Origin of the sequence: Anaeromicrobium sediminis (assembly GCF_002270055.1) — a bacterium.
GTDB classification, from domain to species: domain Bacteria; phylum Bacillota; class Clostridia; order Peptostreptococcales; family Thermotaleaceae; genus Anaeromicrobium; species Anaeromicrobium sediminis.
The window spans coordinates 37092-63208 of the sequence record NZ_NIBG01000025.1 but is presented as its reverse complement, the minus strand read 5'-3'; the positions used below and the strand labels follow the sequence as shown (position 1 = coordinate 63208).

The following is a 26117-nucleotide window of genomic DNA, read 5'->3' as shown; positions in this document are numbered from 1 at the left end:
TTCAAATTTAACTTTAGCCATCTTTTATTCCTCCCTATTTAAAATAAGTATATTTAACACAGACAGGTTGGTAAACTTATCCGTGTGTATCCATATATGTAAGTTTGTATTTTGGAGCCCATGAGCGGATTCGAACCGCCGATCTCCGCCTTACCAAGGCGACGCTCTAACCTACTGAGCCACATGGGCACTACCATCTTATTTTACTATCAAATAAGTTGTAAGTCAACATTCACTGCATATAAATAAATTTATTCATTTCTACTTTCTAAATATTTTTCTAACTTTCTTTTGACTCTCTGTAACGCATTGTCTATAGATTTAACATGTCTATTTAGTTCTACTGCCATTTCTTGGTAGGACTTTCCTTCCAGATAGGACATAAGTACAGTCCATTCTAAATCTGACAGTATTTCACCTATTTTTCCTTCTATAAACTTTAATTCTTCTCTAGATATTATGAGTTCTTCTGGATCTGATATTCTAGTAGAAGATATTACATCTAACAAAGTTCTATCTGACTCTTCGTCGTATATAGGCTTGTTTAGTGAAACATAAGAATTCAGAGGAATATGTTTTTGCCTTGTAGCTGTCTTTATGGCTGTTATTATTTGCCTTGTTATACAAAGCTCTGCAAAAGCCCTAAAAGAAGATAGCTTGTCTTCCTTAAAATCTCTTATGGCTTTAAACAGCCCAATCATACCCTCTTGAATTATGTCTTCCCTGTCAGCTCCTATTAAAAAATAAGATCTAGCTTTGGCCCTAACAAAATTCTTATACTTTTTAATCAAGTATTCTTGAGCCTGCAAATCTCCTCCTCGAGCCGCTTGCACCATTTCTTCATCGACTAATACTAATGAATCTGTTTTTTCGTAAGCGTCCCCCTGTACATTCACCTTATACACAACTCCTCTAATTTTTATTCATCTGTAAAAAAACCGTATGTTAATTATAACTTAATAAGGAAAAGGTCGTCAAGAAAGACCTTGACTTCTTCTCCATTTTTCAAGCTTTTCGACAATTTCCGAGTCAATTCTTTCCTCTAATGTTGATCTTATCTTCTTTGTCTCCTCAGTTTTTATACGAATTTTCTTCTTAACTTGATCCATTTCTATATTGAGTTCCCTTGCGGATATTCTAGTGGCACCACTGCCTAAGACCACCTGTTGTTCGGCCCAGTCTGATGTGGCAACCCTAACTTGATTCTTCCTATTTTTAGTTAACTCTTCTACTCTTTTTTCAATGTAAGAATCTGCCGTTTCATGTTCTTTAGTAAATATTATAGAGACACCCTTTATATTAATTTTCTTCATTCTACTTTTTTTCACCAAATGGGCATCAAAGACTATTGTTACTGTTTCCCCTGTATAATGCTTATACTCAACTATATCTTCAATAAGTTTTTCCCTTGCTTCTTCTAAGTTAGTGGCACCTATCTTCTTAAGTCTAGGCCATGCATTTATTATGTTATAACCATCTACCAACAAGTATTTTCCCAAATTTACCACCCTATTTCGTAAATTCTCTCTGCCTTACAACTTCATACATTAATACACTGGCAGCCACAGATGCATTTAAAGATGATACTTGTCCCTTCATTGGTAATTTTACTAGGAAATCGCATTTTTCTTTCACTAATCTAGATATACCCTTTCCTTCACTACCTATAACAAGGCCTATACTTCCCTTTAAATTTTGTTTATATGAAACTTCACCTTTCATGTCAGCTCCAGCTATCCAAAGGCCCTTGTCTTTTAAGTAATCTATAGTAGATGCTATGTTAGAAACTTTAGATACGGGAACATACTCTATAGCTCCAGCAGAGGTCTTTGCCACAATAGACGTCAATCCTACGGACCTTCTCTTTGGAATTATAACACCGTGGGCTCCTGCTGCATCTGCAGTCCTCATTATGGAACCTAAATTATGAGGATCTGTAATTTCATCTAATATTATAATAAATGGTTCTTCACCTAATTCTTTCGCTTTATCTAGTATAGTATCTATATCCACATAGGTATGAGCTGCTACATAAGCTATAACCCCTTGATGATTATGTGATTCTGATATTTGATCTAATTTCTTTCTTTCAGCAAATGATATGGCTATACCCTTTTCTTTGGCCATGGCCATTATCTTTTTCATAGATCCACTTTCTGATCCTTTTGCTACAACTATCTTATCTATTTCCCTATTTGATTTCAATGCTTCTATTATAGGATTTCTACCTTCAATTTTATCTATATTACTCATTTCACACCTCTTTATATATTTTTAAACTTCTCTATTACAGCCTTTATATTTCCACAGGTCATGGCACCTTCTGGACAAGTTCCCTTTAAACAGTTTGGACCTGCATATTTAAATATATTAGGGGCTGCTTTTCTAACTTCCATTAACATTCTTGTTGCCATTTCACGGATTTCCCATTGTGCTCTTTCACAACATCTATGATGGAAAAAATTCATTAAAGTTCTAGCATTCATAGTAAATACAATCTTAGTTTCACAGGCATTTGGAAATACATATCTACTGTCTTCTATAGCTTTTTTTTCTGCCATACTCTTGGCCTTTTTCTCGCTTATACCATCTTTCAAAAATTTATCCATATGTTTTTTTTGCAAAATCCCAACTAATTCATCATATGTCTTTTGATCTTCTTCCATAGCTTTTATAAACTTATCTTCAGCCTCTTTTATTCCTTTTATACTTGGTGGAATTATGTACTCAAACTGGTCTAACTTTACATACCTTTGAGATTGTTGGGAATAAGAAGCAATTCTATGTCTAACTAATTGATGAGTTAAAACTCTACTTATACCTTCTGCTGCAAAGGTGAAGTTTATATGTTCAATGGGAGATTCATGACCTAATCCCATTAGCATACTAATAAATTTTTCGATTTTTTCATCATCTAATCCCTTTTGTATTTCATCTACACCACTAGGAGAGTAACATAATTTAGCTGCTGTCGCTACAACCTTTTCTGGTTCATTAGTATATTGGATTAATTTCACATTCACTTCACTTCATCCCCTTTATGATTCTGTATTACTTTCTACACTAAATTTTTTAAACGGTAAGATTCTAAGAAAATATCCAGTCACTTTAACTCTATATTTCCCATCTACATCAGCTTCTATATATTTATCATTTCCCATATATCCAATATGTGATGTTCCCTCTTCACTAACCTTTGATATGGATGTTACCTTATAAGTTACTATGTTCTTTCTTGCAAAGAAGTTATTGTATTTAGGGTTTTCTTTAACAGCTAACTCTACAAATTTCTTTACTTTAAGTTCATCTCCACTCACCTTTACTTCATCGAAAAATAGAGATTTACCTACAAGTACAACAGTTAGTAGAATTGTAACATATAGCATTATTTTCTCTCTTTTGCTCACTTTATCCCACCTCTTCATATGACTATCTTATACCTAATTAGCTTCCAGTTCCTCTTCTAATATATTAATTCCCTTTAATATAATCTCTTCTATACGCTCTTTTTTATTTGTCAAATATAAATATCCTATTAATGCTTCAAAGCCCGTTGCATATTTATAATCTGAAATATTAGCATTTTTAGGAACCGTACTAGACTTATTATTTCTTCCCCTCTTTATTACACCCCATTCCTCCTCTGAAAACTCATCACTAAGTCCATGGACTATACGAGCTTGTGCAGAGGCTTTTACAAACTTGGTGGATTTTTTATGTATGTTATTCACATATCCACCGTATTTATGAAGGACATATTGTCTTATATATACCTCATATACTGCATCTCCCATATGGGCCAATACTAAAGAATTTAAAAATTTCACTTCATTTTCTGTTTTTTCTTCTAAGTTCAAAGACTTCAAAAAATCATTTCCCATATATAATACCTCAACTTTTTTATAGTTTACACTACTCTAAATGATACTATAATTTGGCTAAAGATTAAAGGCTTCTTAAGGACCATAAGTACTTTCTATTATTATTTTCTATAGATTTTAAATTATAATAGATTATTCCACTATAAAACTGACCTTGAATACAAATTCTTAGAACCATCCATTTATTTGTCTTATTTTGTTTATAGCATTGAATTATTTTGTGGATTCATATATATTTCTCGGGAAATATTTTGTTTATTGGATTTTTTTAGCTTTTTTCTCATTTTAACATATGGTTTTAGACAAAACATCTCTTCATTTTCCTGATAACACCTGTTACAATGTAGAAAAATGAACATATTTGTATTATAAGCCTTCCACATAAAAATCTATCTCTTATATTTTTATAATTCCTTAAATTTCATTCTTATCAATTAGTATATTACTCGTCTGCACCCATTCTTCATAAAGTTCATAACCTTAAAACATTAATTTCAAGTTTAGGTACTATCCTTAAAAAGTTAAGTTTTTAAAGATTAAGTTAAAGTTCAAGCTGAACTTAATTAAAAGTCCTATACTGTTAAAGTTAATTACTTTTCTTTCAAATAAGACATTTTATGCAGACAAAATAACCTTTAGTATGACAAGAATTTTTTCCGTTGAAATATTTACAATAAAAAAGCCAGTATCATGAAATGATACTGACCATAATTGTTTTATATATTTTTTTGCCAATTTAATAATTTTTCAAATATAATAGGTTGTATTTCTTTATAAGTGAGATTTTCAGGTAACTCATGGAAAACTCCCACTTCCTTTATCTCCATATTAGGAAGGTCCCCTACTTTTTCTGCCTCTGCATAAAAAAGCCTTCCGTATCTAGTATTATTATCTATGGTTACAGAGTATTCACACAAGGGAATCACATCACATTCTTTAGCTCCCGTTTCTTCGTAAAGCTCTCTCTTTGCCGTATGATTTATGTCCTCGCCATACTCTCTATGGCCACCTGGTATCTCCCAAGTGGTTCTATCTTTATGTTTTACAAATACCCACTTGTCACAAAAAGTAGTACCTATTATGGCAAATTCCAACTTTTCATCACTGACTTCACCTAGTTCATGATAATTCACTTCTAACATTTCATCCCACCGCCTATAATTTTAAAACTATTGTATTTTTATTATCATTTTAAAATCTAGTTTTCTTTAAAAAACATATAATTCCTCCTATAAGTGAATTTAATTTACAGATTTTTTTATTTTCTAGAGCGCACTAAATATGACCATAAAAAATCCTGCCGTAATATATACTATGCCAATTTTACATGGCTGTTTTAGTTTTATTGGATAATTTTAAACTCTTTTCCTTATAGTATCTAGTAATTTGCATCCATAGATATTAAATATAATCTTATCCATATGCCCAATTCCCCCTTATTAACAAAATAGTTGATTAAACAAATTAATGTGAAATCAACTATCTCATATCTTATCTATTCTACTATGTACGTTTCTATATTTTCTCCATCTGCGTATTTTTCAAATAGTTCCTTAGCCTTTTCATTCCACTGCTTTAATCCTTCTGTTCCTCCAAAGGCAAGTATGGTCATTAGCATCTTAGTAGTATCTTTAGTTATTTTGGTTCTCTCACTATCACTAGTAGGACTTCCAAATGCTCCTAGGTCATCACTCACCACAGGCATAAACTCTATATTAAGAACACCCCTACCAATGCCCTCATAAGGTTCATCCTTCTTACCAACTCTCATAACCACGTCACCCTCTATCTTATCCATGTTAAAGCATCCTATAGGATAGTATGACGTTATAGATAGTAAGTTGTTTATATCTACCAAATTATTAACCTTATATAATCCCTTATCTTTAACTACTCTTCTTATTAGGGCCTCTGATGCTATTCTGTATCTAGTAGGATCTTTCTTGCATTTTCTGTATCCATCTCGAGCATCTTTATTATTTGGAAGAGTTGCTATGTCTTTTACTTCTAACTTATTCTTTAGTTCTTCACAAGCTTTATCTATTTCTTCCCAAAGTTTATCATTGTGTTCTGTTACTTTTACATCTCCATGTATTACACCTAATGCCATGGTTGGAATATTATTTTTAATTTCATCTGATATGGTTATGTTTATCATTAGTATCACCTCAATATATATTTTAACCTAACAACCAGAATTTTCAATAATCATATACATGATCATATTAATAAATAAAGGTGGACATCCACCTTTATTTATTAATATTCTTTAAAATTTTCCAAGGACTTATATATGATTATAGCCATATCTAAGTAAGTAATATTCTTCTGTGGATTAAATTCTTCACCTTCAATCAATCCAAGACCTTTACAAAGAGCCACATATCCCTTATCTTCTTCACTTATCTTATTAGCATCTTTAAATGGCAGTACATAAATGTCCTGTGCCTTAGCTAATTTTTCATAACCTAGGGCTTTTACCATAAGCTTAGCCATATCCATATTGTTAACTTTCTTTTCTTTATTAAATTCTACAGCTTCATTATCTAATATTTTAAAATATACAGCGCCCTTTAAGATACTGTAGTTCTCATCTTCTTTAGATATGTTAGTAAACTTTAAGTCTTCATATCTATTAGCTCTATAGGCTCTATATCCTTTAGCCTTAGTTAACATTTTCACTGCATCTATTAAAGTTATTTCATTATTTAAACTGACTTTATCTATATCAATAACTTCTTTAGCTGCCAATACCTTTAATTCTTGTATATATGGATGATTTTTATCCACATTAGGTTTTTCATCTAATTTAACTTCTTTACCCGAATAATCTACAAACGTACCAGTGTTAGCATCTATGTTTAATCCATATCTATTAATTTTATTTTCTAATACATAAACTAAGTTTAGCTTATTATGTTTTTTATCCATATCCTTAGAGTATATTAATTTGCACTCTAAATTCTTAAGCCATAATTCTTTTCCTTTTTCTTCTGAAATTTTCCCAACATGATTTGGAAACTCCATATTATCAGTCCATCTCATATGGATATCTTCTATTGTTCCGTCCTGTGCACTTATATTTATATTTATGGAATCACCATCAAATCCTATGCCATTTTCTTTTCGAGAGAAATGAAAATAATAATCTCTTTCTATTTCATCATCATCTAATCTTTTATAATGGTTTTGATTAGTATCTATATCCCTTATTTTATCTGGATAAAATCTTTCTATAGCTTCTATAGCCTTATCATATGCTTCATTCCAAGTTAACTTTAGTTCAAATTCTTCTGATCCACGTCTGTAATTATAAATATTAACGCTTAATATTTCTCCCGTATCTGCGTTTATAGTTATTCCTCCATCTGTATCATACTTTTCTGCACCTTTTTTTCTAAACTCCACTTCCCAACAATTCTTTCCAGCATTTCTATATCTATTAACGTTCTCCATATATTCTATGGAATCTATTTCTATCTCTTTTTCATACAGGTCTTTTAAAAGGGTTTTGATTATTTCTTCAGCCCTTTCTTTGTCTACTTTCTCTTTTTTAATATTTAAAGCTTTTTTGTATATTTCTTGTTTTCTATCAAAGGATATATCTTTACTCTCTAAGTTTTTATCTATATTGTATTCTTTAAATTCTTTTGTTTTAGCATCTAATTCATTCTTTCCCTTATAACTTGCTCTATATACTAATTTGATATTTTTAGTTTTTCTAGTTTCCTCATCCCTAATTCCTAAATAATATTTCTCCATAGCAACTTCATCTTCTAGCAATTTTCTAGCTTCTTCTTTATCTATTATATTCTCTACTTTTGGTGCATCTATATTGTAGTCCCAGTTTATTCTATATTCTATCAATTCCCCATTTGTTCCATCTATCCCTAGATTTATGCCATTAGAAGGAAATTCCACACCATTTATTTGTCTTACATATTCAAATCTATAATTAGAAATGTCATATCTATTCATTATTCTATTTTCTTCATTTCTTAATTTAACACTTCCAACTTTTCCTGGTTGAATTTTTTTAAGAAACTCTTGAGCTTTTTTCTTAGCTTCTTCTTCTGATATGGATGGTACACTTATCTTTTCATCATAATCATAAGAATCCTTGGTACAATCCAATAAAATTCCCGTATTAGCATCTATTTCAACACGAAAATTAACTCCACCATTTTCTTTACGATTTCTCCATCTTATTCTCCATACTTTACTGTCTTTCTGTCTCCAACTCTTTTCTAACTCTATTCTCGTTTCAAATTTTTTCTCATCAATCTCTGTGGCAAAATAATTCTTTAGAAACTCCTTTCCTATGTCCGTCGCCTTATCCTTTGATATTTTCACATTGGTTTCACTTGTGTCTTCATTAGCAAAGGCTGGCATACTAATTGAAAATACCATCACAAGAACTAAAAAAAGACTCATAATCTTTCTTTGCAAATTTAACATCCCCTTTTCCTTTTATTTCCTATTACATTGTAATATATTTCCACAAATAATGTAATAGTACTCTAATAATAAAAAGTTTTTTATATAAAAAAGGCATGCGACCTATGCTTCGCTAGGAACCCCTATGGTTTCCTTCGACGATTGCTACCGCAATCTGAGCACCCTCCTTCAAAGAGGCAGGGGAACTCTTCACCTACAACCCCTTCTTTTTTTATTGATTTATAGTTTTCATGATAATTAACTTTCCTAGACAATAAAAAGGCCCTCAAAAGAGGGCCTATTTTAATATTTCATATTTTTAAGTGGTTTATGTAAAAGTCCGTATATGAATATTGAAATTATTATTTCAGGTATCAAATAGGAACCATTATATATAATTGAATAGGTAAGGGGACTTACTCCCTCTGGTGCATAAGAGGACCATACTACAACCCCAGAAACTACATGGGCTGCAAATCTCATAAATATACCTATAAACACTCCTAGCATTTCCTTTGGTAGACTTCCCTTAAAGAAACCAGCCAGTCCTAAAAATCCAAAAGCAACACTATAATCAAACAAAATTGATACTATGTGAAAAGACCATTTAGGACCTAATATGAATTGTATTGTACCATATACAATTCCAACGAAAACTCCCGGTCCACCTCCCCATCTTAGGGCATATACTAAGATAGGAACCATACTACCAGCTGTTATAGAACCGCCATTGGGAAGTTGATATATTTTAACAAGACTAAGTACATATGCCAAAGCTATAACTATACCACCTTCAATTAATTTCTTTGTTGAAGAATTTTTCATTTATAACCCCTCCTAAAAAAATACATAATTGCCTAGTAAACAAAATAAACCATGTACTTGGAAAGCACATGGTTTTTTATTAAAAAATCACTACACTTCCCTTCGCTAGTTCTAACTAGATCAGGTTCAAAGGGTTACAGAATCAAGTCTGCTCTCAGCCTTTAGGCACCCCCAGTGAATACATAACTATTCAATTTCACGACCATAATATCATACCTATAAATTTTTGTCAAAAATGACCTTTCATATTTTTACTATTGACACATTTTCTAAAAGATACTATTATATTAAGCATACATTTAAATAATCCGTTTGCAGTTCAATAATAGAGGTGCGATATTTATTAGTATTATAACTGAGTTAAGCAACTTTGACGTTATGAGAAAGGAAATTTCGCCGAAATGTATGACTGATAGCTTTAAGGTCATATGTTGGGACTATACAGAATATGTATGGGACTGTCACAAAGTTTTTCTTTGTGGAGGGCTATTGTTGGAATTAGAAATATCATACGTTTTTTTGACGTGTTTCTAACTCCTTAAGCCTTAGCTTAAGGAGTTTTTTTATTTTACACCCCAATAGCAATATAAGTTTGAATTAGTAAACGGATAGACAAAATAGGGGGAAGAAAAAATGAAAAGAAGAGTCTTTATACTTACTTTATTATTTATTTTATTAATGACTACTGTCTCTTTAGCTGTGGACCCAGAAGTGGCCCAAGCTAATGCAGACAAATATGGTTTATTAACATTATTACCACCATTAGTTGCCATCGCATTGGCTTTTGTGACTAAAAACGTGGTACTGTCCTTATTCATAGGAGTGTTCTCCGGGACTTTCTTAATAGCACTTAACACAAATAATTTCTTTGGTGCTATTATCCACGGTTTTTTAAATATTGTTAACCACATATTAGGTTCCCTTGCTGATAGCTGGAATGCAGGTATTATCCTTCAGTGTTTAGCAATCGGAGGCCTTATAGGTGTTATATCTAAAATGGGTGGAGCAAGGGCCGTAGCTGAAGCTCTAGCCAAAAGAGCTAAGACTCCTGTAAGTGCCCAATTAGTAACTTGGCTTTTAGGTTTAGTTGTATTCTTTGATGATTATGCAAATGCCTTAATCGTAGGTCCTATTATGAGACCAGTAACAGACAAATTAAAGATATCTAGAGAGAGATTGGCCTTCATAATCGATGCTACAGCTGCTCCAATTGCAGGTATTGCCCTTATCTCCACTTGGGTAGGTTATGAAATAGGACTTATAAAAGACGCCTATGAATCCATTGGACAAAGTGTAAATGCCTATGGTGTATTTATGGAAACTATACCTTATAGATTTTATAACATTCTTATATTAGTATTTATAGTTGCCACATCCATAATGTTAAAAGAGTTTGGACCAATGCACAAGGCGGAAGTTAGAGCTAGAACTACAGGAAAATTATTACCAGATGGAGCTACTGCCATGTCCTGTGATGAAGGTGATGATTTAGAACCAAAGGAAGGAATCACATTAAGTGTATGGAATGCTATAATTCCTATAAGTACATTAATAGTCGCAGCATTTGTTGGTTTTTACTTTAATGGATATGGGTATTTAGATGAAACTGTTAAAGCAGCAGTAGATGGATCTCCATTGTCAGTAATGGCCATTAGAGAAACCTTTGGTGCATCTGATGCAAGTATAGTTTTATTCCAAGCAGCATTAATCGCCAGTGTAATTGCCATAATCATGGCTGTAGGAAAGAAAATTCTTACCGTATCTGAAGCAATTGATACTTGGGTTCAAGGCACAAAGTCATTAGTTATTACAGCAGTAATATTATTATTAGCTTGGTCCTTATCAGGAACTATTAAGGAATTAGGTACTGCTAAATTTTTAGTTTCAATTTTATCAGATAAGATTCCAGCATTCTTATTACCGTCAATAATATTTGTATTAGGATCTATCATATCCTTTGCTACAGGAACTTCATATGGTACTATGGGTATCCTAATGCCATTAGCTATACCTCTAGCTTATGCCATATCTCCAGAAACTAGTTATGTAGTAATGAGTGCAGGAGCAGTTTTAACAGGCGCAATCTTTGGAGACCACTGTTCTCCCATATCAGATACGACCATATTATCTTCCATGGGTTCTGCATGTGACCACTTAGAACACGTTAAGACTCAGCTATATTATGCTTTAAGCGTAGGCCTAATATCCGTATTATTTGGATATATTCCTGTAGGACTTGGAATTCCAGTTTGGATAGTACTACCAGTAGCTATCATATTAATATTTGTAGTAGTTAAGTTCTTTGGAAAAAGTGTACCAGATGCAGTAGAGAATATTGAAAATAAAGTAGCATAAATTTAAGGACCATGAATTTCATGGTCCTTTTAGGCTGTTGACAAACCCGAATTTCTTCGTTGTTGCTGAAACCAAGAACCCTTACGTATGTCTATATACGCTGCGGTCTCTTGGTTTCAGCACGCCTCGAACTTAAATTTTGTCAAAAGTCTATAATCTTGTAGACTTTGTCTACAATCTGTAAGGACCATGAATTTCATGGTCCTTTATTTTACGGGAATTTGTATTTCTGTTATATAATTTCGTTCATCTTTAGCCACAAGTAGGTCAATTAAAGATATTTCTACAACTTTACCTGTAACTTCATATCCCTTATTCTTAATATAATCTAACATTTTTTTAAATGTTTTATGGGTATCCTTGTACTTACCCCTATGATACGAACACACATATTTGCCCTTAGGTAATTTTTTAATATCGCTCACATCATCATCCTGTGTGAATAAAAATAAGCCTGAGAAAGACTCGTATTTACCCTTTAGAACATCTTCATATTCCAGAGTAACTCCTACTTCATCCTTCACTTCAAGGTAATGTTCATTGGCCATTTCATATATGTCCTTTATGGCCATACCAAATTCAGTAAAATCCTGACCATTAATTAGAGGTTTATATATTATATTTCTTTCACCTATATATTTTTCATGAACTTTAAAATCGTCTATTAAAAGGGCCTTATCTATTATGTTCAATTTATTGATTATTTTTTTCCTTGCGTAATTTAATTCTTCTATCTTTTCATCTACTAATTTTAAGTGAGACTTTAATTGTTCTTTGCTATTTTTCACATGACCTTCATTTAAATAATTTTTTATATCCTTTAATGACATTCCTAATAATTTCAAATAACTTATAGTTTCTAATGTTTCTAATTGTGCCTCAGTATAATATCTGTAACCAGTTTTTTCATCTGTATGTTCAGGTTTTAATAGGTCTATTCTGTCATAATACCTTAGGGTCTGAATAGATATTCTATGTATCTTTGCCACTTGTCCAATTGAAAACATATCATTCATTTTTCATAACTCCCCATTAAAATTTATTTAGTAACCTATTTACCTATATTCTATACTAACTTTCAAATATTATCTATTAACTTTTAAAAAATTCGAAAAATTAAAAGGGTGTGAAATTTTTCCACACCCTTTTAATTTTATACTATGTGCTCTTTATCATTACTTGTAAACACCTTATATGCATCCTTAGTTAATATTAACGCAAATAGTAACAGCAGTGCTGGTAATGCCACTAATATATAATTTTCACTGGCAAGATTTTGCTTTATGAGTAATATTAAAGCAAATACAGTTACGGCTAGCATGAATATCATAGGAATTATGAACATCTTATAATTCTTTCCACTTTTCTTTAACCATACGGCAACGGCTATTAGGGCTAGTACTGCTAGTAATTGATTTGCTGATCCAAATATTGGCCAAATCTTAGTCCAACTACCACTACCTAACCATCCTCCTAAAACAACCGTAATACCTGTAGCCACATATCTATTGGCTAATATATTTTCACTTTCCCCTTCCTTTTGATCAATCATCTCTTGAAATATGAATCTTCCAAGTCTTGTTCCCGTATCTAAACTAGTAAGGGCAAAGGCTGATATAGCTAATGCTACAAAAGATTTACCCGTAGCATAAGGAATTCCAAACTTAGACATAAATACTCCTATACCATCGGAAAATACATTTATAGGACCTCCAGCACCTAATAACTCTGCAAACTTATCCTTAGTCACATAAGCTGCTGTTATGATTGCTATAACTGCAAGGACACATTCTATAAGCATACTTCCATATCCAACAATCTTAGCATCTGCTTCGCTGTCTAATTGTTTAGAAGACGTACCCGATCCAACTAATGAATGGAATCCAGATATGGCACCACAGGCCACAGTTACAAATAACATAGGGAATAATAGTTTTCCTCCCACGTTGAAAGAAGTAACTGCTGGCAATTCTATAGTCGGTCTATATATTACTATACCTAAAACAGCCCCTATAAGCATGGCATATAATAAGAATGAGTTCAAATAATCTCTTGGCTGTAGTAGTATCCAAACGGGAGTTACAGATGCAACAAATATGTATCCCAATAATATATATATCCATACTTGTTTAGAAAGAACTAATGGAAACTTTACTCCAAGTACTATACATCCAAATAAAAGTACTACACCAATTATACTAGAAATACCAAGAGGCATTCCCCTTCTATATACAAAGAAACCAAATAATATGGCAAGCATTATAAACATTACTGATGATGAAGCTGCTGCTGGTACACTTACAAAGGTATTAGCAACTATATTAACAAAGGCCGCTATAACTAATAGTAATGTAAGCCAAGCAAATATACCAAATAACTTCTTACCCTTTTTACCAATATTAACTTCTATAATTTCACCTATAGATTTACCATCATGTCTTATAGATGCAAATATGGAACTGTAATCTTGTACACCACCAAAGAATATCCCTCCAATAATTATCCAAAGCATAACTGGTAGCCATCCAAATACTGCTGCGGCAATAGGTCCTACTATAGGCCCTGCCCCCGCTATTGATGCAAAGTGATGACCTAAAAGTACTGGCGATTTAGCTGGCATATAATCTACACCATCGTTTTGAGTGTGGGCTGGAGTCTCTCGAGTCTCATCTATCCCCCACTGTTTAGCTAACCAACTTCCATAAGTTACGTACGCAATAAAAAATACCACAATACTAACTAAAATTAACCATAGTGAATTCATGGAATCCCCTCCTAAAAATTTTTAGAAAACGTCGTAAACCGACCTTGCCCCCTTTCCTTTTTTGTTTGTAATGATTTTTTTATCATTTACATTAACTAATATAAGCTTTATATTTACCCATCCTTTAAAACCAAACATGAAGCTCTTATAAAACTTATATTTTTTAACCCTTTTAATTAAATCTTCATCTATTTCTCCTTTGCCTACTACTAATACCCCTGTTATATCAGTACTCATATGCTCATCACTGGGAGTCACAAAATCATCTACAGAGGATTCTAAAGTTTTTATGAAGGAGTTTAATATATCTAAATTTATATGCTCATAGTCCTTTAGAAATATGACTTCGTTATTTTCAAAGGAATATATATTTACCCTTTTACTCATGAAATATCTAGAGTTTTTGCAGTTGTGGGTGGCCATTATGTTCATATGTTTTTCATCATAAAAGTAATTCCTGTTTATATCAAAATATGCATTTAATCTATTTTCAATACTACTTATATAGTTTTTAATTTCCATAATATCCATCCTTTTACAATTGTTTTAACTAAATTAACACATTATTCAAAATTTATCAATAGATTCAGCAATTATTACAAAAAAATAATCAGGCTTTCGCCTGATCATTTATTTTTTTCTACTCCACTTTGGTCCTTGAGGAGTATCTTCTAATATGATACCCATGTTTGTTAGTTGATCCCTGATTTCATCCGAACGCTTATAGTCCTTATTTTTTCTAGCCTCTTGTCTTTCTGCAATTAATGCTTCTACCTCTTCATCTACCTCTTCTTCTTCCTTAGTAACTATACCAAGTACTCCTGTTAATTCATTAAATAAATCTAAGGATTTTTCCATTAGTTCTTTAGAAGATTCACTTTTAACATTAGTATTAATATCTTTAACTAATTCGAATATGGCTGCTATAGCATCTGCCGTATTTAAGTCATCATCCATATTTTCTATGAACTTATCTTTGTAAGTTAATAGTCTTTCATACACAGCCTTTTCGCCCTCATCCATAGTACCATCTTCAGCATTTCTTAGTAAGTGATTTAAATTATTTCTAGCATTATATAATCTTTCCAATCCATTCTGAGATTGCTCCATAAGATCTCTACTAAAGTTAATTGGATTTCTGTATTGGGCTGAAAGTAAGAAAAATCTCACTACTTCTCCATCAAACTCCTTTAGTATATCTCTTACTGTAAAGAAGTTTCCTTTAGATTTAGACATTTTTTCATTGTTTATAGTTATATATCCATTATGCATCCAGTATTTAGAGAATGGCTTTCCTGTATGCGCTTCACTTTGGGCCACTTCATTTTCATGATGTGGGAATATTAAATCCTGTCCACCACCATGAATATCTATAGTTTCACCTAAGTATTTAGTGCTCATTACAGAACACTCTATATGCCACCCAGGTCTCCCTTTACCCCAAGGAGAACCCCATGCTATTTCGTCATCAGCCTTTTGCTTTTTCCATAGGGCAAAGTCCGTTGGATTCTTCTTTATATCCTTAACTTCAATCCTAGCCCCAGCTTCTAAATCTTCTATACTTTGTTTTGATAGCTTTCCGTATTCTTCAAACTTAGAAGTATCATAGTATACGTCTCCATCAACTACATAAGCATATCCCTTTTCAACTAAGGATTTTACAAACTTTATAATATCCCCTATGCACTCAGTTACCTTTGGGTGAATATCTGCCCTTTTTACTCCTATGGCATCTGCATCTACAAAATACTCTTTAATGTATTTTTCACTTACTGCCTTTGCACTAATACCTTCTTCTCTAGCCTTATTTATTATTTTGTCATCCACATCTGTAAAGTTTTGAACAAATTTTACATTATGTCCTCTGTATTCTAAATATCTTCTTAAAGTATCAAAGACTACAAAAGGTCTAGCATTTCCTATATGAAAATAGTTATATACAGTAGGCCCACATGCATAGATTTTAATTTCCTTTTCATCTACTGGTTTAAATTCTTCCTTTTGTCTTGTTAGAGTATTATAAATCTTCATTATTGGCACTCCCCTTTTTATATTGTAACTCTTTTTCTAACTTTGTTATTCTCTTTCGTAGACATTCAAGCTCTTGCATAACTGGATCTGGTAGGTGTATTTGATCTAAATCTATCTTTTCTTTTATTCTTATATTATCTTTAATAACTACCCGTCCAGGTATACCTACCACCGTACAATTAGGTGGAACCTCCTTTAATACTACAGCACCTGATCCAATCTTTGAGTTGTCTCCAACTTTAAATGGTCCAAGTACTTTAGCTCCACTACTAACTACCACATTGTTTCCTATAGTAGGGTGTCTCTTACCTATATCTTTTCCAGTTCCCCCTAAAGTAACTCCTTGATATAGGGTAACATCATCTCCAACTTCTGCCGTTTCTCCTATGACCACGCCCATACCATGGTCAATAAATAATCTCTTCCCAATAGTAGCTCCCGGATGTATCTCTATTCCTGTAAAAAAACGACTTACTTGAGACATGAACCTGGCTAAAGTAGTAAATCCTCTCTTGTTTATACCGTGAGCTATTCTATGACTTATTATACTAATAATAAAGGGATAGCATACGATAACCTCAAATTTTGACTTAGCCGCTGGATCTCTCTCTAATACTGCTTCTATATCTTCATTTATTTCTTTGAATAGTTTAAACATAGGTCACCTCCATGGAAAATTTTTAAATAAAAAAATCTTCGTCCCTATAAAAATACAGAGACGAAGATTTATCGCGGTTCCACTCTGCTTAGAAGTTTCCTTCTCAGCTTAGTTGGCATATAAGGGTGCCACCCCATAAACCCTACTATTATTTCAGGCCACGACTCCTAGGTGCATTTTCGGTTTTAATATAATCTTAGACCACTTTCAGCCCATGATGGTCATTCTCTAAAAGCATATTAAAACTTACTTTTCCTATTCACAGTCTTTATCCATATGATTTAAAAATTTTATAATAAGTTTTCTTTTACATATACTATGCGGTTTATGATGTTTTGTTTACCTAAAACTTTTAACATTAAGTTTAAATCTGGTCCATGAACTGCTCCAGTTAAGGCTACTCTTATTGGCATGAATAGGTTTTTACCCTTATATCCATGTTCCTTTTGGATTTCCTTAAGAGCTTTCTTTCCAAAGGCTTCATCGATAATATCAGCTGCTTCTACCTTTTCCTTAAACACATCTAACAAGTGAGATAGATGGTCTAATTTTAATATTTCTTCTGCCTTTTCATCTTCTGGTTTTATTTCAGTTTTAAAGAAAATATCTACCTTATCTGTAATTTGAGCCACATAGTCAATCTTCTCTTGAAGAAGCTTAACCATGTCACATAACCACTCATACTTTTCCTTTGCATCTTCTTTCGTTATGAATCCTGCTTCTATTAAGTAAGGAATAGCTAAGTCAGTAATTCTCTCAGGAGCAGATTCCTTTATATAATGGCTATTTACCCAATTTAATTTATCCTTATCAAAAACTCCACCACTTTTTGAAACTCTCTCTAAAGAGAACTTTTCAATTAGTTCTTCCATAGTAAATAATTCTTGATTATCTTCTGGAGACCAACCTACTAAAGCTAAATAGTTTACTAAACCTTCTGGTAAATATCCTTTAGCTTTAAAGTCCTTTGCAGCCACATCTCCATGACGCTTACTCAATTTCTTTCTTTCACTATTTAATATATTTGGTAAGTGAACATACTTTGGTGCTTCCCATCCAAAGGCCTCGTATAAGTATACGTGCTTTGGAGTAGATATGATCCACTCTTCTCCACGAATAACATGAGTAATTCCCATTAAATGATCATCCACTACTACTGCAAAATGATATGTTGGGAATCCATCAGTCTTGATTAATACTTGGTCATCTAAGTCAGCAGTATTTACTGTAACACTTCCTCTTACCACATCATTGAATGTGATGTTTTTGTTTTCTGGAAGTCTTAATCTTATTACATACTCTTCTCCAGCTTCAATACGCTTTTTTGCCTCTTCTATTGAGATGTCTCTACACTTTCCATCATATCCTGGTGTAGTACCAGCAGCTCTTTGCTCTTCACGTACTTGGTCTAATCTTTCTTTAGAACAGAAACAGTGATACGCATGTCCCTTTTCTAATAACTCATCAATATACTTAGTGTATATATCAAGTCTCTCAGATTGAGTATAAGGACCAAACTCACCTTCTTCTACTATTTTTCCGTCTCTTAGCATAGCACCTTCATCGTGTTCAATTCCTGCCCACTTTAAAGCTTCTATCATGTTTTCAATAGCACCTTCAACTAATCTAGTCCTATCCGTATCTTCGATTCTTAGGATGTATTTTCCACCCATTTTCTTTGCAAATAGGTAGTTATAAAGTGCCGTTCTTAAACTTCCAATATGTACAAATCCTGTAGGACTTGGAGCAAACCTTACTCTTACAGTCATACAAATTCCTCCTTAGATTATCTATTTAAATTTTTGTGTTTATATCTATATTTACATCTTTTTATTATATATGAAATAATATCCTTAATCAAGGATATAGTAAAAAGCCTTTTATAGGCTACTACTATGGCCTCTATCTATATACTCACAATGCTTGCAATAGCTTCTGCTGCTATGCCTTCTTTTCTTCCTGTAAAACCTAATTTTTCCGTAGTAGTTGCCTTTACATTTATACAGTCCATGTCTACTCCTAGGCTAGTGGCTATATTTTCTCTCATCTTTTCTATATGAGGTGCCATCTTTGGGGCTTGAGCTATTATGGTAGAATCTATATTATTTACCTTATACCCCTTCTCCCTTACTATCCTATTAACTTCTTTTAATAATTCTATACTACTTGCCCCCTTATATTTAGGGTCCGTATCTGGAAAGTGCTTACCTATATCTCCTAGGGCTGCTGCTCCTAATATGGCATCCTTTATGGCATGTAGTAATACATCCGCATCTGAATGACCAAGTAAACCTAGATGGTAATCTATATTAACTCCTCCTATTATTAATTCTCTTCCTTCTACTAATTTATGTACATCATAACCCAATCCAACTCTCATTATGATTTCCTCCTTAGTTTAAGATTATATATGCTTCTTATGTGCCAGTATGGCCTCTGCTGTTATTAAATCATCAGGAGTAGTTATTTTTATATTTTCATAATCTCCTTCTACCATCTTAACATCTCCACCCATATGTTCTACTAACATGGCATCGTCTGTACCTAAAATTTCCTGTTCTATGGCAACTTCATGGGCTCTCTTAATAACTTCTATACTAAAGGCCTGCGGCGTTTGAGTTACCCATACGTTTTCTCTCTTCGGTGTGTATTTTACAAACTTATCCTTACCCATAATTTTTATAGTTTCCTTTATGGGAACTCCTACCGATGCGGCTCCATATTCCTTAGCAGAATCAACGCACTTTTTTATTACATTCTTAGTAAGAAGTGGTCGTGCTCCATCGTGTATCAATACTATGTCTGTCTTTTCATTCACTGCATTTATACCCTTTAATACAGAATGCTGCCTTTCTTTCCCTCCACTTACTATTTTTTTCACTTTTTTAAATTTATATTTATCTAATATTTTATTTTTACAAAGGTCATGTTCAAATTCACTAATAACAAGAATTATTTCATCTATTAAAGGACTTTCTTCAAAAACACTTATGGTATGAGCCAAAATAGGCTTTTCCTTTAATATTAAATATTGTTTATTAAGTTGAGCCTTCATGCGGCTCCCTTTTCCTGCCGCTAAAATAATTGCTGTATTCATATTATTTCTCCTTTAAAAAATATACTCTATAGGTTAAAATATCATTTTCATAGTATATTTTCAAGTCCATGTATATCCCCCCTATAAATTTAATAATTAAAATAACCTGGCAAAATGCCAGGTTATTAATATGATATATTATGCCGTTTTATCTACAATTCCCTTTGGTTTAGCAAAGATCATTCGTCCTGCTGCTGTTTGTAGTACACTGGTTACTAATACTCCCATAGTTTGACCAATGTGTTTTCTTCCACCTTCTACAACTATCATAGTACCATCATCTAAGTAGGCTACACCTTGACCAGATTCTTTACCTTCTTTAATTACATGTACTACCATTTCTTCGCCTGGCAACACTACTGGTTTTAGTGCATTTGCCAGTTCGTTTATGTTAAGTACAGGAACTCCTTGTAATTCAGCAACCTTATTTAAGTTATAGTCATTAGTAACTACTTTTCCAGACATGAATTGGGCTAATCTAAGTAATTTAATATCCACCTCTGAAACTTCGTCAAAATCTTTGTCAGTTATAACTACTTCTGCTTTTATTTCCTTTTGAATTTTATTTAATATATCAAGGCCTCTTCTACCTCTTGTTCTCTTTAAACTATCAGATGAATCTGCTATATGTCTTAATTCCTCTAAAACAAATTCTGGTATGACTAGTGGTCCTTCTATAAAACCTGTTTGAGTAATATCTGCTATTCTTCCATCTATAATAACACTTGTATCTAATATCTTAGGTGAAGCTCCTTCTGGCTTCTTTGTTTGAGTCTTTTCTTTTGCACTTGGAATTTTCTTTATAGCAGATGCTATATTGCCAAGTTCATCTTTCTTTTTTGTTGCAATACTTATACCTAGATAACCTAAGAATATGTAAACTACAAATGATAATGCCGTCCCTAGAAAAGGTATTGGTATTTTCGTTAAAAGGCTTCCAATTAAATAGGCAATAAATAAACCTAATATAAGACCGAATGAACCAATAATAATATCCATAGTTGGTATCTTTTGTAATTCTTTTTCTAACCGATTAGCTGTATTTAGACCTTTTGACATCAACCTCGGTGTTGTTAAAAATAATATAATAGCTCCAATTAAAGCTCCTGACAACCATATGGACAATTCGGTCATAGGCGTCAGATCAGGTATATTAAAAAGTTGTTGATTTTCCCATACATCAACAAATAGTACAGATAATGCATATCCGGCTGAAGCTCCTGCTAATGTTAGGGCTCCTCTAATTATTTTGTTAAACATTATCTTTTCACCTCCTATCCATTAATTATATCCATATTAATATAATTTTATAATCAAAACAACCATATATTTAAAAATAGGACGCTAATATTAATAAGCGTCCTAAATTAAACTTTATAATATGGCTGTATCTATCAACTCTTCTGCAGTTTTCTCTTCTAGATCCTTTGCTAATACAATTTCACTTATCAATATTTGCTTTGCATTAGCAAGCATTTTTCTCTCACCTGTAGATAACCCCTTCTCCCTATCTCTAAGCATGAGGTTCCTAACTACCATTGCCACTTCGTATATATCTCCACTTCGAATCTTATCCATATTTGCTCTATATCTTCTATTCCAGTTCTTTGGCATTCTTGATATATCATCACTCAAAACAGCTAATACCTGATCCACCTCATCTAGAGATATAACTTCCCTTAAACCAGCTTCTTCCACATTTTTTAAAGGAATCATAACCTTCATATTGCCAATGGGCATTCTCATAATATAGTATTTTCTCTTTTTACCTAGGATTTCTTTTTCTTCTACAGCTTCAATTATACCTGCACCGTGCATAGGATATACCACTTTGTCGCCTATATTAAACATAGAGCAAAACCTCCCACATTTTACATTGCCTAAAATTAGTATATAATATTTTGACAATTTAGTCAAGAAAAATATTTAATTTTATCACAGACAGCACAGTCATGTCAATAGTTTTTTCTCTTGTATACAATAACAATTTATTGTGGGGTCTTTACTTAAAAGATTTTTCTTCTTAGCTATTAAGTAGATTTCATCCTATACCTTGAATTTGTCAATTTCCTTATTTAATTCGGTGGACATGGTGTTTAACATATTTGTTATGTTATTTACATCTTCACTGCATAAACTAAGTTCTTCTGTTGAATTAACCACATCCTTAGTAGTACAAGTGATTTGTTCTGACATACTAGTAATATTCTCTATTTTCATTGCAATATCTGATTTTTCCTTCTCTATATTTTGAATAGATCCTGTTATATGATTTATTTGAGGTGCTATATGATCAATTAGATCATTTATTGTTTCAGATGATCCAATCATATTTTCAATATAATATCTTTGTGCCCTTAATTCTTCATCAATTTCATTTGTTCTTTCAGACATTCGTTTTGAATCATCCAATATCTCTTGGGTTATTCCACTAATTTCCATTGCCGCATTCTTACTTTCTTCAGCTAATTTTCTTATTTCATCAGCTACAACGGAAAAACCCCTTCCCATTTCTCCTGCCCTGGCTGCTTCAATTGCAGAATTTAGTGCAAGTAAATTTGTTTGGTTTGAGATTTTAGTAATAGTATTTGTAAATTTAGTAACTGACTCGATTTTAGAGTTTATATTGAAAATCACCTTGGTAAATTCTATGAAGCTCTCTTCAAATTTTTTAATTTCTTCTATTAAACCTTTCATTTCTTCGTTACTCTTATTAGATTTATTATTAATTAGTACAATATCTTTATCGATTGTTTCAATATTTTTAGTAATTCCACTTATTCTGTTACCAAACTCTTCAACGGTACTATTTATATGTATTAAATCCTCCGTTTGGAAATTATTTTTATCTGATATTTCATTCATGGCATTTTTCATAGTATATGATGTATCTAAAAGTTTTTCCGAAATACTTTTCAAATGATTACTTTCTTCATCTAAATTTCCAGAGTTCCTTTTTATTTGAGATATCATTTGTCTTAAATTACTTTGTGATTCCTTCACTTTTACATAAATATCTTCTATTTCATCCTTAGAATTAGGAATAACAATTTCCTTAGCAAAATCTCCTTCCGAAAAATTTTCCAAAGTATTTTCTAATTTAGAAAACTTATTTTTTAACACCTTAGCCGTTATCATACTTAATACTATGGCTAATATCATAACTATAGCAATCATAACGAGGATAGGATTTACCAAAGCCCTAGACATATTAGAAAAATCTTTATCATTAACGGATACTAAAAATCCCCAATTTTTCATAGGAAGATGCTCATAAGCAACATGGAATTTTTCTTCATCTAGGGTGTACGTATATGTACCTGTTTTTGCCCTTGATACAAATTTAGATAACTCTCTAAGGTTTGGATCCTTTCTAAAGTTTCCTTTAGTATAATATCCCGCTTCTAAATATTTTTCCATTTTGTTGGTACTACTTCCAATGAGTTTACCTGATTGATCAATAATATATGCCTCTCCACTATTTAAAAAATTAACATTTCCAATAATATTTGAAAATTCATTGCCATCTTTAATAATTCCTAATGCGCCTGAAATTTCCCCTTCGTGATAAATAGGGGTCATATAGCTCATTAAAAATTCACCTTCTGAATTTAAAAAAGGCTCATATATAGATGGAGTACCGTTAACTGCCCCCGAAAAATCTTTTCTTTCCCCTAAATTATTTTCTTTACCATCTGTAGATTTGAAATTTCCTTCTAAATCTACAAGTAATATACGTTTGTAATTATTCTTATTAACATATTTCAATAAAAGTTCTCTTTGTTTATCCCATGAAGAGTTAGGATTTTTTATGAGTTCATTATCTGCTATAAGGTTAATTTCCATTAAGTTTTTCTCTAATTGCCTTCCTACTAATGCAGCCCCTTGTTCATTAACGATTTTCATAATAGTTGTTGTTGTATTTGTAAAAGCTTCCTTTGTTAATTTAGTAATCATTCCAGATAAAATTACTAAAAGAATAATCAAGGATATGACAAAGGGTAGGATAAATTTAGTCCCTAAACTTAATTTTATTCCTCTTATTTGGCCTATATACTTGATTAATTCCTTTGTGCTTTTTAACTTCTTTATTTTCTCTTTATACTCAGTTAATTTCTTTATAGTTTTGAACTTACACCCTATTCCCCTATTCTTACCTGTTTTTTTCCTTATCCCCCACTTATTTATTTTTCCTACAAACTTGTCATAATACTTTCTCATCATTTGTGATCAACACTCCCATCCTAGAGTATTTACATATTATTCATACCCCTACCCACTCTAATAGGCTCTATTATTATATATACATTGTTTAATTTATCCATTTATTAACTTCATGTAATTTTCATGTAAACTTTAATTTTTTAGTAAATAAAAAAGTCTAATTGCTAAAAAATAAGCATAGACTTTTAGTTAGTTTTCATAATTTTCTGTTTGATTTTCAAATACCCTTTATTTTTTCTGAATAGTATTATACAATAAAGTTAAACATAATATTATTAATTTTATCAGAGGTGAAAATATGAGTGACTATAGATGCTATGAATTTCAAAAGAAAGTAGATGAACTGTTAATAAGGCATAAAAGTATATTAGATTTACTCTCAAAATATCAGGAAAGCTGTTCTAAAGTCAATCGAGCTATTATAAAAACTGTAACAAACTGTGGTTGTGTTAAAATAGAAGCACAAAAGCAACAAATACCTTCTGATGTCTCATTTAATGAACTAAATAATTTCATGGATACTCATATTAAAGGAGATTTATGTGAAACTTGCAGGGATAAAATAGAAGAGGAAATAGGTAATCACTTATTTTACTTAGTAGGTATATGCAATGGACTTAACATGGATGTATCAGATATAATAAAGAAGCAAATAATGCAAATGGAAACTCTAGGAAAATTTAATTTATATTAAAAAAGAGACCTTGAAAAAGGTCTCTTTTATCTTATATGTCTATCTAAAGAAGCTATCTCTTGAACTCTTCTTAGTCCCTCTTTAATGGTTCTTGCTCTAATTTCTCCTATACCTTCCACATCGTCTAATTCATCAGTAGTTGCCTTTAATATTTTTTGGAAATTGCCAAAATGTAGCACTACCTTGTGAATGATTGCCATAGGTAACCTTTGTATTTTGCTTAACATTCTATATCCTCTAGGATGTACTGGTGTGTCTAATAACACATCTATTCCACCATAGTACCCTAATATCTTACATATATTTGTTAAATCCAATAATTCATCAGAGGATAAATACTTTATCTCCCTTGATGCATGGAGAATATCCTCAACTCTAGAATCATGTATATAATCTTTAATTATCTGCTCTCCATCTTCCTTTACATTAGCTAATAACTCTTCTAACTGCATATTTACAAGTCGGCCTTCATTTCCTAATTCTCTTATATACTTATCTATTTCTCCAACTACTTTCATTACCATTTCCGTTCTCTGTATAACTACTGCCACATCATATATGGTAACTAAATCTTCAAATTCTAGGGCTGTTAAATTTGTCATGGCTTGATCTAGTACTTTTTTATATTTTTCCAAAGTTTGTATGGCTTGATTGGCTTTATTTAATATTTTATTAGTATCCTGAACAATATACTTTGAATATCCCTTATATATGGTAATTATATTTCGTCTTTGAGAAATTGATATAACAATAAGTCCTGTTTGCCTAGCAACACGTTCTGCTGTCCTATGTCTTATTCCAGTCTCCGATGAAGGAATAGATGGATCTGGAATTAATTGTGTATTGGCATATAATATTTTTTTAGCATCTGAACTGAGTATTATGGCTCCATCCATTTTAGCCAATTCATACATATAAGCTGGTGTTAAATCCATGTTAATATTAAAGCCACCATCTACCAAGTTCATTACATCTTTAGTATCTCCTATTACAATTAAGGCTCCAGTTTTGGCTCTAAGGATATTTTCAAGACCTTCTCTAAGAGGAGTTCCTGGAGCTAATCTTCTTATGGATTCCATTATCCCTTCTTCTTTTATTTTATCATCTTTTACCAATTGTATAGCCCTCCCAATCTAGTTAATCCTTATTGT

24 protein-coding genes, 1 tRNA gene, 2 riboswitches and 1 other annotated feature are annotated in these 26117 nt (G+C 32.1%); of the genes, 2 read left to right on the top strand and 23 right to left on the bottom strand.

What is annotated here, in order from left to right:
• Window positions 1-112 precede the first annotated feature (112 nt).
• The 11 genes from CCE28_RS18875 to thiT form a co-directional block, all read right to left on the bottom strand.
• Window positions 113-189 (bottom strand) — tRNA-Thr (locus tag CCE28_RS18875).
• Window positions 190-251: 62 nt separating this feature from the next.
• A complete protein-coding gene (sigH, locus tag CCE28_RS18870) occupies window positions 252-896 on the bottom strand; it encodes an RNA polymerase sporulation sigma factor SigH (protein ID WP_095135290.1) in 645 nt (214 codons plus the stop codon).
• A 78-nt stretch (window positions 897-974) separates the two neighbouring features.
• Entirely contained in the window at window positions 975-1508 is a 534-nt protein-coding gene (locus CCE28_RS18865) for an NYN domain-containing protein (protein WP_334293526.1), read from the bottom strand.
• A gap of 1 nt (window position 1509) precedes the next feature.
• Window positions 1510-2253, bottom strand: a complete 744-nt coding sequence (gene rlmB / locus CCE28_RS18860; RefSeq protein ID WP_095135288.1) for a 23S rRNA (guanosine(2251)-2'-O)-methyltransferase RlmB — start codon at window positions 2251-2253, stop codon at window positions 1510-1512.
• 11 nt (window positions 2254-2264) lie between these two features.
• On the bottom strand, window positions 2265-3023 hold the full coding sequence (gene thyX, locus CCE28_RS18855; RefSeq protein ID WP_095135287.1) for an FAD-dependent thymidylate synthase: 759 nt from the start codon (window positions 3021-3023) through the stop codon (window positions 2265-2267).
• 15 nt (window positions 3024-3038) lie between these two features.
• Window positions 3039-3407 carry a hypothetical protein gene (locus CCE28_RS18850; protein WP_095135286.1) on the bottom strand — a complete coding sequence of 123 codons (369 nt, stop codon included), beginning with the start codon at window positions 3405-3407 and terminating at the stop codon, window positions 3039-3041.
• Window positions 3408-3440: 33 nt separating this feature from the next.
• On the bottom strand, window positions 3441-3881 hold the full coding sequence (locus tag CCE28_RS18845) for a Mini-ribonuclease 3 (RefSeq protein WP_095135285.1): 441 nt from the start codon (window positions 3879-3881) through the stop codon (window positions 3441-3443).
• Window positions 3882-4597: 716 nt separating this feature from the next.
• Window positions 4598-5023 carry an NUDIX hydrolase gene (locus tag CCE28_RS18835; RefSeq protein ID WP_095135281.1) on the bottom strand — a complete coding sequence of 142 codons (426 nt, stop codon included), beginning with the start codon at window positions 5021-5023 and terminating at the stop codon, window positions 4598-4600.
• Window positions 5024-5376: 353 nt separating this feature from the next.
• On the bottom strand, window positions 5377-6039 hold the full coding sequence (locus CCE28_RS18830) for a B3/B4 domain-containing protein (RefSeq protein WP_095135279.1): 663 nt from the start codon (window positions 6037-6039) through the stop codon (window positions 5377-5379).
• Between the two features lie 101 nt (window positions 6040-6140).
• Entirely contained in the window at window positions 6141-8330 is a 2190-nt protein-coding gene (locus CCE28_RS18825) for a YcdB/YcdC domain-containing protein (protein ID WP_176461914.1), read from the bottom strand.
• Between the two features lie 291 nt (window positions 8331-8621).
• Entirely contained in the window at window positions 8622-9143 is a 522-nt protein-coding gene (gene thiT / locus CCE28_RS18820) for an energy-coupled thiamine transporter ThiT (RefSeq protein WP_095135275.1), read from the bottom strand.
• 80 nt (window positions 9144-9223) lie between these two features.
• Window positions 9224-9326: riboswitch (TPP riboswitch) on the bottom strand.
• A 135-nt stretch (window positions 9327-9461) separates the two neighbouring features.
• Window positions 9462-9640: riboswitch (Lysine riboswitch) on the top strand.
• Between the two features lie 136 nt (window positions 9641-9776).
• Between thiT and CCE28_RS18815 the strand changes: the two genes are divergently transcribed.
• On the top strand, window positions 9777-11498 hold the full coding sequence (locus CCE28_RS18815; protein ID WP_095135274.1) for a Na+/H+ antiporter NhaC family protein: 1722 nt from the start codon (window positions 9777-9779) through the stop codon (window positions 11496-11498).
• Between the two features lie 206 nt (window positions 11499-11704).
• On the opposite strand, the gene CCE28_RS18810 is transcribed toward CCE28_RS18815, so the two are convergent.
• The 11 genes from CCE28_RS18810 to CCE28_RS18760 all read right to left on the bottom strand — a co-directional run bounded on the left by CCE28_RS18810 (window position 11705) and on the right by CCE28_RS18760 (window position 24269).
• Window positions 11705-12514, bottom strand: a complete 810-nt coding sequence (locus CCE28_RS18810; protein WP_095135273.1) for a MerR family transcriptional regulator — start codon at window positions 12512-12514, stop codon at window positions 11705-11707.
• Window positions 12515-12651: 137 nt separating this feature from the next.
• Entirely contained in the window at window positions 12652-14262 is a 1611-nt protein-coding gene (locus CCE28_RS18805) for a carbon starvation CstA family protein (protein ID WP_095135272.1), read from the bottom strand.
• A 21-nt stretch (window positions 14263-14283) separates the two neighbouring features.
• A complete protein-coding gene (locus CCE28_RS18800; RefSeq protein ID WP_095135271.1) occupies window positions 14284-14784 on the bottom strand; it encodes a hypothetical protein in 501 nt (166 codons plus the stop codon).
• A gap of 108 nt (window positions 14785-14892) precedes the next feature.
• Window positions 14893-16293 carry a cysteine--tRNA ligase gene (gene cysS, locus CCE28_RS18795; RefSeq protein ID WP_095135270.1) on the bottom strand — a complete coding sequence of 467 codons (1401 nt, stop codon included), beginning with the start codon at window positions 16291-16293 and terminating at the stop codon, window positions 14893-14895.
• A complete protein-coding gene (gene cysE, locus CCE28_RS18790; protein ID WP_095135269.1) occupies window positions 16280-16951 on the bottom strand; it encodes a serine O-acetyltransferase in 672 nt (223 codons plus the stop codon). Before cysE ends, cysS begins: the two co-directional genes overlap by 14 nt.
• A gap of 53 nt (window positions 16952-17004) precedes the next feature.
• Window positions 17005-17223: a binding site (T-box leader), on the bottom strand.
• A gap of 18 nt (window positions 17224-17241) precedes the next feature.
• Window positions 17242-18720, bottom strand: coding sequence for a glutamate--tRNA ligase (gene gltX, locus CCE28_RS18785; RefSeq protein WP_095135268.1), 1479 nt, complete (start codon window positions 18718-18720; stop codon window positions 17242-17244).
• A 137-nt stretch (window positions 18721-18857) separates the two neighbouring features.
• Window positions 18858-19331, bottom strand: coding sequence for a 2-C-methyl-D-erythritol 2,4-cyclodiphosphate synthase (gene ispF / locus CCE28_RS18780; RefSeq protein ID WP_095135267.1), 474 nt, complete (start codon window positions 19329-19331; stop codon window positions 18858-18860).
• A gap of 24 nt (window positions 19332-19355) precedes the next feature.
• Entirely contained in the window at window positions 19356-20048 is a 693-nt protein-coding gene (ispD, locus tag CCE28_RS18775) for a 2-C-methyl-D-erythritol 4-phosphate cytidylyltransferase (protein WP_095135266.1), read from the bottom strand.
• 138 nt (window positions 20049-20186) lie between these two features.
• Window positions 20187-21308, bottom strand: coding sequence for a PIN/TRAM domain-containing protein (locus tag CCE28_RS18770; RefSeq protein ID WP_095135265.1), 1122 nt, complete (start codon window positions 21306-21308; stop codon window positions 20187-20189).
• A 114-nt stretch (window positions 21309-21422) separates the two neighbouring features.
• Window positions 21423-21899, bottom strand: coding sequence for a CarD family transcriptional regulator (locus CCE28_RS18765; RefSeq protein ID WP_095135264.1), 477 nt, complete (start codon window positions 21897-21899; stop codon window positions 21423-21425).
• A gap of 195 nt (window positions 21900-22094) precedes the next feature.
• Window positions 22095-24269, bottom strand: coding sequence for a methyl-accepting chemotaxis protein (locus CCE28_RS18760; protein ID WP_207652930.1), 2175 nt, complete (start codon window positions 24267-24269; stop codon window positions 22095-22097).
• A gap of 301 nt (window positions 24270-24570) precedes the next feature.
• Between CCE28_RS18760 and CCE28_RS18755 the strand changes: the two genes are divergently transcribed.
• A complete protein-coding gene (locus tag CCE28_RS18755; RefSeq protein WP_095135262.1) occupies window positions 24571-24966 on the top strand; it encodes a nucleoside triphosphate pyrophosphohydrolase family protein in 396 nt (131 codons plus the stop codon).
• Between the two features lie 26 nt (window positions 24967-24992).
• Here CCE28_RS18755 and disA read toward each other — a convergent pair whose 3' ends face one another.
• Window positions 24993-26045 carry a DNA integrity scanning diadenylate cyclase DisA gene (gene disA, locus CCE28_RS18750; RefSeq protein WP_095135294.1) on the bottom strand — a complete coding sequence of 351 codons (1053 nt, stop codon included), beginning with the start codon at window positions 26043-26045 and terminating at the stop codon, window positions 24993-24995.
• Between the last annotated feature and the right edge of the window lie 72 nt (window positions 26046-26117).

Excerpts from the sequence above, each read along its gene's own strand:
- gltX (WP_095135268.1), bottom strand. The coding sequence starts at position 18,720 with ATGACTGTAAGAGTAAGGTTTGCTCCAAGTCCTACAGGATTTGTACAT.
- CCE28_RS18765 (WP_095135264.1), bottom strand. The coding sequence starts at position 21,899 with ATGTTTAATATAGGCGACAAAGTGGTATATCCTATGCACGGTGCAGGT.
- CCE28_RS18755 (WP_095135262.1), top strand. The coding sequence starts at position 24,571 with ATGAGTGACTATAGATGCTATGAATTTCAAAAGAAAGTAGATGAACTG.
- CCE28_RS18770 (WP_095135265.1), bottom strand. The coding sequence starts at position 21,308 with ATGTTTAACAAAATAATTAGAGGAGCCCTAACATTAGCAGGAGCTTCA.
- rlmB (WP_095135288.1), bottom strand. The coding sequence starts at position 2,253 with ATGAGTAATATAGATAAAATTGAAGGTAGAAATCCTATAATAGAAGCA.
- CCE28_RS18830 (WP_095135279.1), bottom strand. The coding sequence starts at position 6,039 with ATGATAAACATAACCATATCAGATGAAATTAAAAATAATATTCCAACC.
- CCE28_RS18810 (WP_095135273.1), bottom strand. The coding sequence starts at position 12,514 with ATGAATGATATGTTTTCAATTGGACAAGTGGCAAAGATACATAGAATA.
- ispD (WP_095135266.1), bottom strand. The coding sequence starts at position 20,048 with ATGAATACAGCAATTATTTTAGCGGCAGGAAAAGGGAGCCGCATGAAG.
- CCE28_RS18805 (WP_095135272.1), bottom strand. The coding sequence starts at position 14,262 with ATGAATTCACTATGGTTAATTTTAGTTAGTATTGTGGTATTTTTTATT.
- disA (WP_095135294.1), bottom strand. The coding sequence starts at position 26,045 with ATGGAATCCATAAGAAGATTAGCTCCAGGAACTCCTCTTAGAGAAGGT.
- cysS (WP_095135270.1), bottom strand. The coding sequence starts at position 16,293 with ATGAAGATTTATAATACTCTAACAAGACAAAAGGAAGAATTTAAACCA.
- thiT (WP_095135275.1), bottom strand. The coding sequence starts at position 9,143 with ATGAAAAATTCTTCAACAAAGAAATTAATTGAAGGTGGTATAGTTATA.
- CCE28_RS18800 (WP_095135271.1), bottom strand. The coding sequence starts at position 14,784 with ATGGAAATTAAAAACTATATAAGTAGTATTGAAAATAGATTAAATGCA.
- CCE28_RS18815 (WP_095135274.1), top strand. The coding sequence starts at position 9,777 with ATGAAAAGAAGAGTCTTTATACTTACTTTATTATTTATTTTATTAATG.
- ispF (WP_095135267.1), bottom strand. The coding sequence starts at position 19,331 with ATGAGAGTTGGATTGGGTTATGATGTACATAAATTAGTAGAAGGAAGA.
- CCE28_RS18760 (WP_207652930.1), bottom strand. The coding sequence starts at position 24,269 with ATGAGAAAGTATTATGACAAGTTTGTAGGAAAAATAAATAAGTGGGGG.
- cysE (WP_095135269.1), bottom strand. The coding sequence starts at position 16,951 with ATGTTTAAACTATTCAAAGAAATAAATGAAGATATAGAAGCAGTATTA.
- CCE28_RS18845 (WP_095135285.1), bottom strand. The coding sequence starts at position 3,881 with ATGGGAAATGATTTTTTGAAGTCTTTGAACTTAGAAGAAAAAACAGAA.
- CCE28_RS18835 (WP_095135281.1), bottom strand. The coding sequence starts at position 5,023 with ATGTTAGAAGTGAATTATCATGAACTAGGTGAAGTCAGTGATGAAAAG.